Annotated in this window: 9 protein-coding genes; 5 read left to right on the forward strand and 4 right to left on the reverse strand. The window is 53.8% G+C overall.

All coding sequences use genetic code 11. From position 1 onward, the window contains the following. Positions 1–28 precede the first annotated feature (28 nt). The 3 genes from dnaK (at position 29) to prmA (ending at position 4,239) form a co-directional block, all read left to right on the forward strand. Positions 29–1,870 carry a molecular chaperone DnaK gene (gene dnaK / locus PK629_10500; GenBank protein ID HOP11909.1) on the forward strand — a complete coding sequence of 614 codons (1,842 nt, stop codon included), beginning with the start codon at positions 29–31 and terminating at the stop codon, positions 1,868–1,870. Between the two features lie 69 nt (positions 1,871–1,939). After that, positions 1,940–3,073, forward strand: coding sequence for a molecular chaperone DnaJ (gene dnaJ / locus PK629_10505; protein ID HOP11910.1), 1,134 nt, complete (start codon positions 1,940–1,942; stop codon positions 3,071–3,073). Between the two features lie 248 nt (positions 3,074–3,321). Then, the gene (gene prmA / locus PK629_10510; protein HOP11911.1) at positions 3,322–4,239 is read left to right on the forward strand and encodes a 50S ribosomal protein L11 methyltransferase; all 918 of its coding nucleotides are present in this window, start codon (positions 3,322–3,324) and stop codon (positions 4,237–4,239) included. 93 nt (positions 4,240–4,332) lie between these two features. Here prmA and PK629_10515 read toward each other — a convergent pair whose 3' ends face one another. The 4 genes from PK629_10515 to PK629_10530 all read right to left on the reverse strand — a co-directional run bounded on the left by PK629_10515 (position 4,333) and on the right by PK629_10530 (position 8,919). Next, positions 4,333–5,595, reverse strand: coding sequence for an RNA polymerase sigma factor (locus tag PK629_10515; protein HOP11912.1), 1,263 nt, complete (start codon positions 5,593–5,595; stop codon positions 4,333–4,335). A gap of 82 nt (positions 5,596–5,677) precedes the next feature. Continuing rightward, positions 5,678–6,685, reverse strand: coding sequence for a hypothetical protein (locus tag PK629_10520; GenBank protein ID HOP11913.1), 1,008 nt, complete (start codon positions 6,683–6,685; stop codon positions 5,678–5,680). 226 nt (positions 6,686–6,911) lie between these two features. Further along, a complete protein-coding gene (locus PK629_10525; GenBank protein HOP11914.1) occupies positions 6,912–7,736 on the reverse strand; it encodes a hypothetical protein in 825 nt (274 codons plus the stop codon). Between the two features lie 241 nt (positions 7,737–7,977). Continuing rightward, positions 7,978–8,919 (reverse strand): GDP-mannose 4,6-dehydratase, encoded by a 942-nt coding sequence (locus PK629_10530; protein ID HOP11915.1) that lies wholly within the window; start codon positions 8,917–8,919, stop codon positions 7,978–7,980. Positions 8,920–9,261: 342 nt separating this feature from the next. Here PK629_10530 and rpoB point away from each other — a divergent pair, with 342 nt between their 5' ends. Both rpoB and rpoC read left to right on the forward strand, forming a co-directional pair. Beyond that, positions 9,262–12,972 carry a DNA-directed RNA polymerase subunit beta gene (gene rpoB / locus PK629_10535; protein HOP11916.1) on the forward strand — a complete coding sequence of 1,237 codons (3,711 nt, stop codon included), beginning with the start codon at positions 9,262–9,264 and terminating at the stop codon, positions 12,970–12,972. A 17-nt stretch (positions 12,973–12,989) separates the two neighbouring features. Further along, entirely contained in the window at positions 12,990–16,511 is a 3,522-nt protein-coding gene (gene rpoC, locus PK629_10540; protein ID HOP11917.1) for a DNA-directed RNA polymerase subunit beta', read from the forward strand. Positions 16,512–16,601: the final 90 nt, after the last annotated feature.

The raw sequence follows: 16,601 nt of genomic DNA on the forward strand, positions 1-16,601 counted from the left end.
TATTTCACTTACATGGGAGGAAACAATTATGTCAAAAGTTATCGGCATTGACCTTGGTACCACCAATTCCTGCGTGGCGGTTATGGAGGGCGGAGAATCCGTCGTCATCGCCAACGCCGAAGGCGCACGCACGACCCCGTCGGTCGTCGCCTTCTCCAAGACCGGCGAACGTATGGTCGGTCAGGTCGCCAAACGGCAGGCCATTTCGAATCCGGACCGCACCATCAGCTCAATTAAACGCCAGATGGGCAGCGATTTTACCGTAAACATCGACGGCAAAAAATATACCCCGCAGGAGATCTCCGCGATGATCCTGACCAAACTCAAGACCGATGCGGAAGCTTACTTGGGCGGCAAGGTAACCGAAGCGGTCATCACCGTTCCGGCCTACTTCACCGACGCACAGCGTCAGGCCACCAAGGATGCAGGCAGAATTGCCGGTCTTGAGGTCAAACGCATTATCAACGAGCCGACGGCGGCGGCGCTGGCCTACGGTATTGACAAGGAAAACGACCAGAAGATCATGGTTTATGACCTTGGCGGCGGCACCTTCGACGTCTCGATCATCGAAATGGGCGACGGCGTTCAGGAAGTTCTGGCCACGGCGGGCAACAACCGTCTGGGTGGCGACGACTTCGACGAGCGCGTGATGAACTGGATGGTCGCCGAATTCAAACGCGACAGCGGCATCGACCTGTCCGGCGACAAGATGGCTATGCAGCGGCTCAAGGAAGCTGCCGAAAAGGCCAAGATCGAGCTCTCCGGCCTGACTACCTCCAACATCAATCTGCCGTTTATTACGGCGGATGCGACCGGTCCGAAACACCTCGATCTGACGCTCACCAGAGCGAAATTCAACGAACTGACCGGAGACCTCGTCGACAAGACGATGGGCCCGATGAAACAAGCGCTCACCGACGCGGGTCTGAAGCCCTCCGATATCCATAAGGTGCTTTTGGTCGGCGGCTCCACCCGTATTCCGGCGGTCATCGATCTGGTTAAATCCTACATGGGCACCGACCCGTTTAAGGGAATCAATCCCGACGAGTGCGTGGCGGTCGGCGCAGCGATTCAAGCCGGTGTTATGACCGGAGACGTTAAGGGCATGGTGCTGCTCGACGTAACCCCGCTGACGTTGGGCATCGAGACCATGGGCGGCGTCTGCACGCCGTTGATTGAGCGCAACACGACCATTCCGGTCAAGCGCAGCCAGATCTTCTCGACAGCAGCCGACGGTCAGACCTCGGTTGAAGTCAACGTTTTACAGGGCGAACGTCCGATGGCGGCCGACAACAAGAGCATGGGTCGTTTCCATCTCGACGGCATCGCACCGGCTCCGAGAGGCGTACCGCAGATTGAAGTCACCTTCGACATCGACGCCAACGGCATTGTCAACGTCTCGGCAAAAGACCTCGGCACCGGAAAACAGCAGCAAGTGACCATCACGTCTTCGACCAACATGTCCAAGGACGACATCGACAAGGCCGTCAAGGATGCCGAGATGTTCGCGGAAGAGGACAAAAAGCGCCGTGAGGCCATCGACATCAAGAATGCCGGTGAGCAGGCGGTCTATCAGACCGAGAACACCATTAAGGAACTCGGCGACAAGCTGACCGAAGATGAAAAGAAGGCGCTGGAAGAGAAACTCGAAGCGCTGAAAGAAACCCTCAAAGGCACCGACAACGATAAGATCAAGGCGGACACCGAAGAGCTTCAGAAGAAGTTCTACGAGGTCTCGACCCGCATCTATCAGGAGGCAGCAAAGGCCCAGCAGGAGCAGCAAGGCGCTGCACCCGATCAGGGCCCGCAGGGCGGCGGAACGGTCGACGACGCCAATTATAAAGACGTCACAGACGAGGACAAAAAGTAGAGAAAATTCATAAAATAGAGCGCCGCAGACCGTAAGGTCTGCGGCGTATCATGAGCAACGGAGCGTAACATGGCTGACAAACGGGATTTTTACGAGGTTCTCGGCGTGCAGAAGGGCGCGTCCGATGAGGACATAAAAAAGGCCTACCGACAGGCCGCTAAAAAATATCACCCCGACCTGAACCCCGGCGACAAGACCGCAGAGTCGAAGTTTAAGGAGATCAACGAGGCCTACGAGGTGCTGTCCGACAAGGATAAACGCGCGCGCTATGACCAATACGGGCATGCGGGCGTCGATCCCAATTACGGCGCGGGACAGGGCGGGTATAATCCGTTTACCGGTGGTGCGGGCGGATTTAACGGTGACCTCGGCGATATCTTCGAGAGCTTTTTCGGCGGATTCGGCGGATTCAGCGGCGGTGGAAGCCGTAGGACACAGAACGGTCCGATGCGCGGAAGCGATATCGAGGCTCATGTGATGCTGTCATTTGAGGAATCTGCAACCGGTTGTAAGAAAACCGTCGATTTTTCCCGTGTAGAGGACTGCGACCAATGCGGCGGCACGGGTGCGGCACCGGGCACAACGCCCAAAACCTGCGACCAATGCGGCGGCAGAGGTCAGGTGCGTGTCACCCAACAGACCCCGTTCGGCGTTGTTCAAACCGCTAAGGTCTGCCCGTCGTGCAACGGAACCGGGAAAACTATCGAAAAACCCTGTACCAAGTGTAACGGTCAGGGCAGGGTGCGGCGCTCGCACAAAATCTCGGTGGATATTCCTGCCGGTGTTGACAACGGCTCGGTGGTCACGGTGCGCGGACAGGGCAATTCGGGTGCAAACGGCGGTCCGGCGGGTGATCTGTTGATCGTGGTTTCGGTGCGTCCGCATCCGATTTTCGAGCGCGACGGCAACGACCTCTGGGAGGAACTGACCATCACATTCGCACAGGCGGCACTCGGCGCGGAAATTATGGTACCGACACTTGACGGGAAAATCGCATTAAAGGTTCCGTCGGGCACCCAATTCGGGCACACATTCCGGGTCAAGGATAAGGGAATTCCAGATGTGCACGGACGCGGCAAGGGTTCGCTGTACATCAAGGTCAAAATTGAGGTGCCGACCAAGCTGACTTCGCAGCAGCAGGAACTGCTGCGTCAGTTTGACACCGGTGCTGCAGCCACCGAAAAGAAGAAAAAGTGGAGATAAGTGTCATCCTGAGCGGAGCGCCGTTTACGGCGCGCAGCCGAAGGATCTCGTTATCCGAAGGCTATAATCTGTTCGAGATTCTTCCTGCTCACCAACGGTAAACGTCAGTTTGTTTCGCTCAGAATGACAGAACTTCTTTAGAAGGGCAGAACTTCTACAGTCCAAGATTCTTCGTCTTCGTAAACCGTCGCAAAAACGTCGGTTTACTTGCCTCAGAATGACAGCCTTTATATGAAAGGATTATGAAAATGCAGCTTTCAGAGATCACCGTGACCGTGGAACAAAAAGACCTTGAGACCGCGCAGGATATCGCCGTCGCAGTGGCCGACAGCGGGATCTATGTCGAGGATTATTCCGATCTTGAACAAGGGTGCTTTCAAATCACCGGTATGAAATTGATCGACGAGGAATTGCTGAAAAAAGACCGCGAGCACGCGGTGATCCATATTTATTTCAATGCCGATGTGGACGTTGAGGAGAAAAAGGAGCGCTTGAAAACGCTCCTTTCCGATGTGGGCGTCGGCTTTGATTTTGGCGAGCGCGAAATCGTCGAGGACGACTGGAGCGAGGCCTGGAAAAAGTATTACCACGCGGTTACGGCGGGAAAGTTCAAAGTCGTCCCGTGTTGGGAGGAATACGAACCAAAAGACGGCGAGATTGTGCTGACCCTCGACCCGGGAATGGCCTTTGGAACCGGCACGCACGAGAGCACACGGCTGTGTCTCGAGATGGTCGGCGAGAGCGTCAAAGGCGGCGAGCGGTTTCTCGACATCGGCACCGGCAGCGGGATTTTGTCCATCGGCGCGCTGCTGGCGGGTGCAAAAGAAGCCCGTGCGTTCGATATTGATCCCGTGGCGGTGAAAATGAGCCGTTCTAATATTGAACTGAACGGATTGGGCGACCGGTTCGAGGTCAAGCAGGGTGGTGCGGATGATTCGTTTGGAAATGGGTTTGACATCATTACCGCCAATATCGTGGCCGACGTGATTATCGCGATTCTGCCGACTGTGAAAAAACTGATCAAAAGGGGCGGTATTTTTATCACCAGCGGCATTATTGACCGATATGCCGACGATGTCGTCAAAGCCGCAGAAGCACACGGATTTGTCATCGAGACCCGGCGGTCGGATAACGGCTGGACGGGGATTAGGATGATCGCGGGGTAATCGGACGCTTCGTTTCTGAATTGCTTTCGTCACGCGCGGTTTTCGCCCCGCGCTTTTCCTCGCAAAGACGGGCGGTTTTGCCGCCCGTTTTCCTTACAGAATATAATCGGTGATGCAGTCGTACCAGTGGACGAAGGTTCGGCCGTTGATGGTAAGGCGTTCGTTTTCCGGAAATCTTTCCGTCCAGCGCTGCTTGTAGCGTTCAAGCGCCCAGTCGTCGCGGTTGAAACGGCGCCACAGGATGGTGCGCCCGTTTGGGTCGAGGAACTGTTCGGTGGCAACGCCATCATCGAGAAACATGACGCAGATGGTGTCATAAACTTTTTCAGCGAGGGTCAGCGTATAGCGCCCGACGACATCAAGGGCTTCATTCGGGTGTTCACAGGTGACGGTGTTACCGTCTCTTTGAATTAGACCTTTGGGCGCGATATTGATTTCTTTTCCGCAATTGTCCTTGCCCATGCCCCATTCGTCGAGAAATTCGTCGCCATCGAGGAAGGTGAGGTAATGGCGAACGCCGTTTTTGAGATAGCGCTCTGCCAGATAGCTGATGTGGGTATCGGTCATTTGAATGACGTAGGAGTGCTCGGTGCGGTCGGAATTTTTTGCGTTCGGGTCGTGCCAGACCGAGGTGATTTCGACCCCCTCTACGCCATGGACGACGGCTTTTGAGACCGCTTCAACTTCGTCGAGACCGGTCAGGTTACGGGCGGGGAAGTCGTACATCGCCCAGTTGATTTTTTCGCCGACGCGCGGGACGATGAACATACCCAGGTTTTCCTCCCAGCGGACGGAGAAGGGTGTTTTATTTGATTTCGCAATTTTATATTCGGGTAAAATATCGGGGAAATTTAACATAGCTTTTGCTCCTTTGGCTTCTTTCGGAGGAAACGGATAATGCTCTTTGAAATTTGCCCTTGCAGTATGCAAACGGCTTTTAACCGTGCCGACGGGAACGCCGAGGCGCTTTGCAATATCAGCCTGCGGCAGTTCGCGGAAATAATACAGATATAAAATCTGCTTATCCTTGTCGCCGAGTGCGTCAAGGGTCTCGCGCACCGCAGAGATTTCCCGCAATCCGCTGCGGCTTTGTGCCAAGACGGATTCGGATACGCTTTCAAGCGGAATTTCGAGCTGCTTTGCTTTTTGGCGGAAATAATCGCTGCAGGCGTTGCGGGCGATGCCCAAAATCCACGCTTTGAAAACGGATTTGTCGCGCAGCGTATCGAATTTTTGATAGGCACGCAGACAGATTTCCTGTATCACATCGTCCGCGTCGGCTTTCACGGGCAGTTTGTAATACACGAAGCGTTGCAAGGCGCTTTTGCACCCGGTGAGCAGGTCTTCGAAGCCCATATCCCTCCTCCTTTCGTGAATCATCGGAATCGATTCCGTAAATAAAGACGGAAAAAGAGGGCGAAAGGTTCAGCTTTTTAATTTAGCTTCTGACGGTATTACACAATCTCTCGTCGGTCACATCGTAAAGAGACAGATGATTTTCTTTGATATATTGTTTCTGCCACATCCAAAACAGATCACGCAGGCGATAGAGTTTTGTGTTGTTTGGGTCACCGTAGAGCTTCGAGAGCTGATTGATCGGCGGAATCGCCCCGTAATACGCGTCGTCGAGATCTTCTATATATTTGATGATTTCACCGCAGGACATCTGTTCGAACTGTTCAATATTATCTTTGCGCAGGGTGATGACGAGGGCTCGTTTGGTATATTCGGGAAGTATGTCCATGGAAAGCCACTCGCTTTCTGTTTTATATCGGCTGATATTGATTTTATTTTTTATTTTGTCGGATAACTTTTCATAGCTTTTTATGGTCAGTCGGGTGTCCTCCATCAAATATCCACGTCCCCGATAATCCGGCAGGAAGGCATGGATATTGCGCATATCGGTGATTTGTGCCAATGTGCTGATGAGGCCGTCCAGCATCGGGATGTTTTCTTCGGTGACGACGACCGAAGGGGAACAGGTGATCCCCTGCCGTTCCGCGCTTTTCGCGAGCCGCAGCATGAATTCATAATCACCCGTGCGGGCGGCGAATCGGTCGTGATATCCCTCATTACCGAAAAAAGTGGTATCAATCGTAGTGATTCCGGCGGCTTTCAACTTACCGATGAATTCGTCGGTCTCGGTTTCATTTCGGATTCGGATTCCGTTGCACTGCAAAAAACTTGCCCCGATAAATCCGACGGAACGATTGAATGCGATGTTGTCAAACAGCTCCGGATATTCGGCGCAGTAGCCGATGAAATAATACGGCAGGTCGGGAAGACCTTTTTCTTTTCCCCAACAGACGAAGCGTTCTGCAAATTTTTTGCCTCTATTATAATCAATGCCGTTATCGGCTTTTTTACACGATTGCAACAAGCAGTATTTGCATGCGCAATGACAAGGAGCAAGCAGGTTTTGAATTCCGATTGAAATCGTCTCCATGATGTTCTGCCTCCTGTTTTTCAGTTTTAAGGATGATTTGGAATGGAAAGATCAAAATCGCCAATAATGAATCATGGTTTTTTATTTTTAACATATCACACAGAAAAAATAAATCATAAATCATAAAAGTATTATAACACAAAACAGCACGCTTCGCTTGAGAAGAGAGAAAATTCGGACGCCGCAAATCAGACGGCGTCCGGGTTTTGTGTGATTGAAAATAAAATTAACGGTAATCCGATTCGCCGCGCAGGTTGGCGATCACGGCGTCATTTAGGATTTCTTCCTGCCCCTTGTCGCTGCCGAGCAGTTCGGCAAGCGCTTTGGCTTCGGCATTGCTTGAATCGTAAATCGCATAGTAGGTAAGGGAGTAAGCGTAGGTCCCGTCGAGGATATTATCAATATCGGGGGTGATTCCGTCAATCGAAGCAATTACGCCGTTTAGGCCTATCCCCCCTCTGGTCCCGACAATGTAATAAACCGGCCAGATCAAGACGACGTTTTCGTCTCCTACATCGACGGTAGCGGGATTGTCAAATTCATTGATGACTGTGTCGGGGAAGACCTCGTAATCGCTGTCGATCAATTCCGGGATTTCGGTCTGATAGTAACCTCCGATTGGCACAAGCCACCTTTCGACGCCGCCGTCGCTAACATAGACCGTTTTACCCTCGAAAAAAACTGCGTGAATCTGTTCGCTCGTCAGGTTGAACTGCGGCTGCTCCTTCTCCTCTTTGGTCTTTGTTACAAAAATCACCGCGTCTTTGGCGACGGGAACTTTGCCGAAGGTAAATTCGCCGGTCTCGTAGGATTTTGCGAGTTCGTCCGACCAGGGTACGAACGCCAGATCGTAGAAGGATGAATACCGCTTTTGACGCGATGAATCGTATTTATACTCAATAGCGCCGGCAGCGATGGCGGCATAGCATGCATTAATGCTCTGGAAATTGGTCATATAATCGTCGGGCGGTTTGCCTTCGGAGCGGTAATAGTAATATAGGCTGATCGGAATTGAATGCGAATTGAAACCTGTTACCGCGAACTTAAGCAACAACTCCGAAGGGAGGGGTTCCGAAATGGCGGAAGGTATAGACGAGGATTTTCCCCACGAGACGGGCGGAAACGAGAAAGAATGAGAGGTTGTGAAAATCGGTGAGGAAGTTTGGTTAATCCGGGAAGAATTGCTTTCCGGCGGGCCGGAACAGCCAAAGAGAAGGCAAAAAGCCAATCCGGAAATCAAGATGCAAAGGGACAGAATTGCCTTTTTACTCATAATACCCCTACTTTCGGCACTACTTGTTTTCTTTCAAGTGATGATAAGTATGTTCTAAACCTTCGGAAAAGGTGATTTGGGGCTGCCAGCCGAGGATTTGTTTTGCCTTGCGGCAATCCAGTGCGCTTTTGCGGACGTCTCCGAGGCGGGGGTTTTTGGTGATCAATTGATTGGTTGAGCCGACGACGGTCTTGATTTGTTCGAAAATTTGCCGCATGGAGAGCGAAACGCCGGTGCCGATATTAAAAATATCGCAGTCCCCGCGGTCAATACATTTTAAAACTGCCGCGCAGACGTCGCCGACATAAACATAGTCCCGATAGGTGCCGTCGGGCATGTCGGGGTAGGTCAGCAGGGCGGCATCTTCGTTTTTCATGCATTTTTCAAAGAAAATCGGAACTACACCGCACTCGCCTTTGGGCATTTGGCGGGGACCGTAGACATTGGCGAGGCGCAATACCGTATAGTTGAGCGAGTACAGCTTGTGAAACACGGCGAGGTAATTTTCGGAGGTCTTTTTCGTGAGCGCATAAGGTGAGACGGCGTCGGGCAGATAGGTCTCGGAGGTGGGAACTTGGTCGGCATCGCCGTAAATCGCTCCGCCGGTGGAGATGAAGATGAATTTTTTCACGCCGGTTGCGACGCTGGACAGAATCAGATTGATAATGCCTTTCAGGTTGATGTCCTCGTCCAGCATCGGGTCTTTGACCGAGTCGATAACCGAGGCCTGTGCGGCGAAGTGGACGACGATTTCGGGGCGTTCGATCTCAAACAACTTTTTGATCTCTGGGTTGCGGATATCCTGAAGATAGAATTTTGTAGACGGGAGATTCGTTTTGAGGTTTTTGATATTGCCCGTCGAGAGATTATCGATGATGACCACGTCGTGGCCTTGCTGCTCCAGAACATTGACCATGTTTGAGCCGATAAAACCGGCTCCGCCGGTGACAAGAATTTTCATGCTGTGCCTCCTGAATGAAAGAATTGATTTCGACCAATAATCAAACTACAATATTTACCATTCTAACATAAACCTCATGAAAGGTAAATGAAAAAACATTAAAAATCTTTAAAATATTTCTTGACACGGGTTGCAAAAGATAGTATAATACTCTAACGCTTATCATGGGACGGTATGCCGCTAAGCGCGAATGCGGTCTCTCGGGGCGGGTGGGACAAGTGTCGGAAAACGGCGTGTTTATACACGATCTTAAAATGTATTTTCCGATTTCCACACCATTATGACATCTCGGACTGCCGGATTGGATGGCGGTCGATTTTATAAAAACGGAGTGATACATCAGTGGTCAACGTGAAACCTGTGATGCTCGGAAAAACCGAGCGCAAGAGTTTCTCACGCATCAACGAGGTTGCCGAAATGCCCAACCTCATCGAAGTTCAGCGCGACTCCTATGAGTGGTTTATGCGCGAAGGTCTCAAAGAAGTCCTGCGCGATGCCTCTCAGATCTCGGATTATAACAACAATCTGACGCTGGACTACATTGACTTCCGCACCGACAAGGAACCCAAATATTCTGTCGCCGAGTGCAAGGAACGCGACGTCAGCTACACCACCCGTTTGTTTGTCAAGACCCGTCTGCACAACAAGACCACGGGTGAGATCAACGAGCACGACATCTTTATTTGCGACCTTCCGCTGATGACCGAAAGCGGCACGTTTATCATCAACGGCGCCGAACGCGTGATCATCTCGCAGCTCGTCCGTTCGCCGGGCGTGTATTTCGATATGTCCTACGACAAGAGCGGCAAACCGCTGTATTCGGCGACCATCATCCCGAACCGCGGCGCGTGGATTGAGTATGAAACCGACACTTCGGACACATTCTATGTCCGTATCGACAAGAACCGCAAGCTGCCGATGACCTGTCTGGTGCGCGCACTCGGTATCCCCGAGACCGACGCCATCCGCGGGATGTTCGGTGAGAATGATGACCGCATCGAGGCCACTTTGCTGAAAGACGGTACCCGCAATACCGAAGAGGCGCTGCTGGAAGTCTACCGCAAGCTGCGTCCGGGTGAACCGCCTACGGTCGATTCGGCCTATTCGCTGGTCAACGGTCAGTTCTTTGATCCCCGCAAATACGACACCGCCCGTTTCGGACGGTTCAAGTACAACAAAAAGCTCGGACTGGCAGACCGCATCACCGGCAAGACCCTTGCCGCACCGGTTGCCGACCCGCTGACCGGCGAAATCATCGCCGATGCCGAAGAGACCATGACCCGCGAACGCGCCCGATTCCTTGAGAACCACGGCGTCGACCGCGTCCTGCTCTCGGTTGAGGATAAAGACGTTGTTGTCTTTACCAATAAGATGGTCGACATTCGCGGTTTTGTCGATCTGACTGAGGAAGAACTTGAAGAGATCGGCGTCTATGAAAAAGTCTATTTCCCGCTGCTGCGCGAAATTCTGGACATGGAACTCGACCGCGACGCGCTGAAAGAAGAGCTTTATAACCGGATTAACGATTTGATCCCCAGACATATGATGTTTGAGGACATTTTGGCGTCCATCAACTATTTGAACGGCCTTGCAAGCGGCGTCGGCACGGTCGACGACATCGATCATTTGGGCAACCGCCGTATCCGTTCGGTCGGCGAATTGCTGCAAAACCAGTTCCGCATCGGCTTTGCCCGCATGGAGCGCATCATCAAAGAGCGCATGACCCTACAGCTGGCCGACAGCGAGACCGTGACCCCGCAGAGCCTGCTCTCGATCCGGCCCGTCTCGGCTGCGATCAAAGAGTTCTTCGGTTCGTCACCGTTGTCCCAATTCATGGATCAAGCCAACCCACTGGCAGAGTTAAAACACAAGCGCCGTTTATCGGCACTCGGTCCGGGTGGTCTTTCGCGTGACCGCGCCTCGTTCGAGGTTCGTGACGTGCATTATTCGCACTACGGCAGAATGTGCCCGATTGAGACCCCGGAAGGCAGCAACATCGGTCTGATCTCCTATCTGGCCACGTTTGCCAAAATCAACGAATACGGCTTTATCGAAGCGCCTTATCTGAAGGTCGACAAGGAGACCGGCAAGGTCACCGAGATCGTAGAATACATGTCCGCCGACAACGAGAACGATTACATCGTCGCACAGGCCAACGAGCCGCTGGATGAGGAACGGCGTTTTGTCAATCCCCGCGTCAACGCCCGTTACCGCGACCAGATTCTCGAAATCGAGCGTGAAAAAATCGACTATATGGACGTCTCGCCGAAGATGGTCGTCTCGGTCGCGACCGCGATGATCCCCCTCCTTGAAAACGACGACGCCAACCGCGCCCTGATGGGCTCGAACATGCAGGGTCAAGCCGTTCCGCTGCTCGTTTCCGAACAGCCGATCGTCGCGACCGGCATCGAATACAAGGCCGCCTATGACTCGGGCGTTGTGCTCAAGTCTAAAAATGCCGGCATCTGCACTTCTGTTACCGCCGACAAGATCATCATCAAATCCGATGATGGAACGGAAAGGGAATACCACCTGATCAAATTTATGCGTTCCAACCAGGGTACCTGTATCAACCAGCGTCCGATCGTCGAAGTCGGCGAGCGGGTCGAAGCGGAACAGGTGATTGCCGACGGTCCGGCGACCAGCCAGGGCGAAATCTCCCTCGGCAAGAACGTCTTGATCGGTTTTATGACCTGGGAGGGCTACAACTACGAGGACGCGGTTCTCATCAATGAAAAAATCGTGCGCGACGACGTGTTCACCTCCATTCATATCGAAGAACACGAACTCGAATGCCGCGATACCAAGCTGGGACCCGAAGAGGTCACCCGCGATATCCCGAACGTCGGCGAAGAGGCCCTGAAAGACCTCGATGAACAGGGCATCATCCGCGTCGGCGCCGAAGTGCGTGCCGGTGATATCCTCGTCGGCAAAGTCACTCCGAAAGGCGAGACTGAACTGACGGCGGAAGAACGCCTGCTGCGCGCCATTTTCGGCGACAAGGCCCGCGAAGTCCGCGACACCTCGCTGCGTGTTCCGCACGGCGAATACGGCATCGTGGTTGACCGCAAGATCTTTACCGCAGACAACTGCGACGAGATGGCGCCGGGCAACAACATGGTCGTCCGCGTCTACATCGCGCAGAAGCGCAAGATCTCGGTCGGCGACAAGATGGCCGGCCGCCACGGCAACAAGGGCGTCGTGTCCCGCATCCTTCCGCAGGAGGATATGCCTTTCCTGCCCGACGGCACCCCGCTCGACATCGTGCTCAATCCGCTGGGCGTTCCGTCCCGTATGAACATCGGACAGGTTCTGGAAGTCCATCTCGGCTACGCCGCAAAGGCGCTCGGATGGAAGGTCATGACCCCGGTCTTCGACGGTGCGAACGAAGAGGACATCCGTCAGTGTTTGGCGCAGGCGGGATTGTCCGAAGACGGCAAGTCGGTGCTCTATGACGGGCGCACGGGCGAACCGTTCGACAACCGCATCACGGTTGGGTATATGTACTTCTTAAAACTCCACCATCTGGTTGACGATAAGATTCACGCCCGTTCGACAGGTCCGTACTCGCTCGTTACGCAGCAGCCGCTGGGCGGTAAAGCCCAGTTCGGCGGCCAGCGTTTCGGTGAGATGGAGGTCTGGGCCCTCGAGGCCTACGGCGCCGCATATACCCTGCAGGAGATCCTGACCGTCAAGTCGGACGACTGCAACGGACGCGTCAAGACCTACGAGGCCATCGTCAAAGGCCAAAGCATCCCGACGCCGGGTATCCCCGAATCGTTTAAGGTGCTGATTAAAGAGCTCCAGTCGCTGGCGCTCGACGTCAAGGTGCTCGACGAAAACGGCGATGTGATTTCATTGAAACAAAACTTCGATGACGATGATATTCTGACGCCGAATCAGGAACCCGAAGAACCCGTCTTTGAAGCCGAATATGTCGACGATTCCAATTTGCCCGGTGGCGATGAGGAAGGCGAAAACGAGGATTCCGATGCTTCGGGGGAAAATGAAATTTTCGAGGACGATACCGTCGCAGACGGCGATGACGAATAAAGAGGGGGCAGACAGGTATGGAATTTAACGTTTTTGACAGCATAAGAATCGGTCTTGCCTCACCTGACGAGATCCGGTCCTGGTCTTACGGCGAAGTGAAAAAGCCGGAGACCATTAACTACAGAACTTTAAAACCTGAGCGCGACGGACTTTTCTGCGAGCGTATTTTCGGACCGACCAAGGACTGGGAATGCCACTGCGGAAAATACAAGCGCATTCGCTACAAGGGTAAGGTCTGCGACAAGTGCGGCGTTTTGGTTACCCGCAGCAAAGTGCGCCGCGAGCGTATGGGCCACATTGAACTGGCCGCACCGGTATCGCACATCTGGTATTTCCGCGGGATTCCGTCCCGCATGGCGCTGATTATGGATATTCCCGCGAAGAGCATCGAAAAGGTGCTGTATTTCGCGGCCTATATCGTCACCGATCAGGGCGATACGCCGCTCGAAGTCGGCACGCTGCTGTCCGAAAAGGACTACAAGGACATGCGCGAAAAGTATGAGGATGAATTCGAGGCCGGCATCGGCGCGGAAGCTATCCGCAAACTGCTGGAGCGCATCGACTTAGATGAGATGTCCGAACAGCTGCATTCCGAGTTGGAGCATGCCTCCGGACAGAAAAAACTCCGTATTTTGAAGCGGCTTGAGGTCTGTGAGGCCTTCCGTGCCTCCGGCAACCGCCCCGAATGGATGATTCTGACGGTCGTCCCGGTCATTCCGCCGGACATCCGCCCGATGGTTCAGCTCGACGGCGGACGTTTTGCCGCCAGCGACCTCAACGATTTATACCGCCGCGTCATCAACCGTAACAACCGCCTGCGCAAGCTGATGGATCTTTCCGCGCCGGATATCATCATCCGCAACGAGAAACGCATGCTGCAGGAAGCGGTTGACGCACTGATCGACAACGGCCGCCGCGGCAGAACCGTGACAGGTCCGTCCAGCCGCCCGCTGAAGTCACTTTCCGACATGCTGCGCGGCAAACAAGGACGTTTCCGTCAGAACTTGCTGGGCAAACGTGTCGACTACTCCGGCCGTTCGGTTATCGTCGTCGGCCCGGAACTGAAAATGCACCAATGCGGCCTCCCGAAAGAGATGGCGCTCGAACTGTTCAAACCGTTCGTGATGAAACGTCTCGTCGAGACCGGCGCCGCAAACAATATCAAATCGGCCCGCAAGATGGTCGACCGCGCGGGCGCTCCGGTTTGGGACGCGCTTGAGCTGATTATTCAGGATCATCCGGTGCTTTTAAACCGCGCACCGACGCTGCACCGCTTGGGCATTCAGGCCTTTGAGCCGGTGCTGGTCGAGGGCCGCGCTTTGAAACTCCATCCGCTCGTCTGTTCGGCTTTCAACGCCGACTTCGATGGCGACCAGATGGCCGTGCATGTACCGCTGTCCGCAGAGGCGCAGGCTGAGGCGCGTTTCCTGATGCTGGCCTCCAACAACCTGCTGAAACTCTCCGACGGTATGCCGATTACGGTTCCGACGCAGGACATGGTGTTGGGTTCTTATTATCTGACGCTGCAAAAAGAGGGCGAACCCGGTGAGGGTAAGGCCTTCCGCGATCAGAATGAGGCCGTCATGGCCTATAACAACGGCGACATCACGCTGCATTCACGTATTAAAGTTCGCGTTTCGCGGATGATAAACGGTGAAAAGAAGAGCCGTGTGATTGAAACCACCATCGGTACACTGATTTTCAACGAGCCGATTCCGCAGGATTTGGGATTCGTCGACCGCAGCGTCGAGGAGAATCTGTTTTTGCCCGAAGTTTCGTTCCTCGTGACGAAAAAGGCTTTGGGTAATATTATCGGCAAATGCATCGCCACACACGGCAGCGCCGTCACCGCGGAGATGCTTGACAAGATCAAAGCGCAGGGCTTTAAATACTCCACCAAAAGCGGCTTGACCATCTCGGTCTCCGACGTTAAAATCCCGCCGCAGAAAAAGGAAATCCTTGCAGCGGCCGATCAGAAGATTCTTGAGATCAACAAGCGCTACGAGCGCGGTTTCCTGTCCAAGGCCGACCGCTCTTCGGCGATTCTGAAGACCTGGAACGACACCACCAACGAGGTCACAAAAGCGCTGAACGATTATCTTGACAGATACAATCCGATCAACATGATGGCCGACTCCGGCGCGCGCGGTTCCAAAGATCAGATCCGCCAGCTGGCCGGTATGCGCGGACTGATTGCCAACACCAGCCGCCAGACCATCGAAATTCCGATTAAATCCAACTACCGCGAAGGTTTGAATATCTTGGAGTACTTCATCTCCTCCCGCGGCGCGCGTAAAGGCCTTGCCGATACCGCGCTCCGTACCGCCGACTCGGGTTATCTGACCCGCCGTCTGGTCGACGTCTCGCAGGACGTTATCATCCGCGAAAACGACTGCGGCACCACTGAGGGCCTGTTTGTCCACGAGCTCAGCGACGGGGAAGAGAAGATTGAGAGCCTGCACGAGCGTCTGATCGGCCGTTATTCCGTCAATCCCATCACGGACCCCAAGACCGGAGAAGTCATCGTCGACACCGATAAGATGATCGACGCTGAAGACGCCGATGCCATCATCGACGCCGGCATCACCGAGGTTTTACTGCGTTCGACACTGGGCTGCAAGTCCAAACACGGCGTCTGCGCCAAGTGCTACGGCGCGAACCTGGCCAACGGCAAACCTGTTCAGATCGGTGAGGCGGTCGGCATCATCGCCGCCCAGTCCATCGGCGAACCGGGCACACAGCTGACGATGCGTACTTTCCACACCGGCGGCGTCGTCTCGGCTGAGGATATCACACAAGGGTTGCCGCGCGTCGAGGAACTCTTCGAGGCCCGTAAGCCCAAGAATAACGCCATCGTCACCGAAATCAGCGGCGTGGTCGAGATTCAGGATGTCGTGCGCAACCGCCACATCGTTGTCACCAACGATCTGACCGGCGATTCCAAGTCCTATCTGATCCCGTACGACGCACGCATTCACGTTCACAACGGCGATTATGTCAATGTCGGCGACTCGCTGACCGAAGGCGCGCTCAATCCCGGAGACGTTTTGGCGACCAAGGGCGCTGAAGCTGTTCAGGATTATCTGATCACCGAGGTGCAGCGCACTTATCGTCAACAGGGCGTTGAGATCAACGATAAACACATTGAAGTCATCATCCGCCAGATGATGCGCAAGGTCAAGGTCGATAATCCCGGCACCAGCGAAATGCTGCCCGGTTCGACCGTCGACAAGATCGCCTTCGAAACCGAGAACGAGAAGATTCAGGCGCATATTGACGCGGGCGAAAACGGATTTGCACCGGCAACCTGCCACCCCGTCATTATGGGTATCACCAAGTCCTCGCTGGCCACCGAGTCGTTCCTGTCGGCTGCCTCCTTCCAGGAGACCACCCGCGTACTGACCGACGCCGCCATCAAGGGCAAGAGCGATCCGCTGCTCGGACTCAAGGAAAATGTCATCATCGGCAAACTGATTCCCGCCGGTACGGGTATGGAATGTTACAGCGATATTGAACTTGTCGAAAGCGAAAGATCTTGACAAAACAGCATCGTTGTGATATAATAATAAGGTTGCCATTTAAACGGCAACCTTATGCCCCTACAAAAGGGTAGCACATTTTATAAACAG

The organism is Oscillospiraceae bacterium, assembly GCA_035380125.1.
Classification (GTDB): domain Bacteria; phylum Bacillota; class Clostridia; order Oscillospirales; family JAKOTC01; genus DAOPZJ01.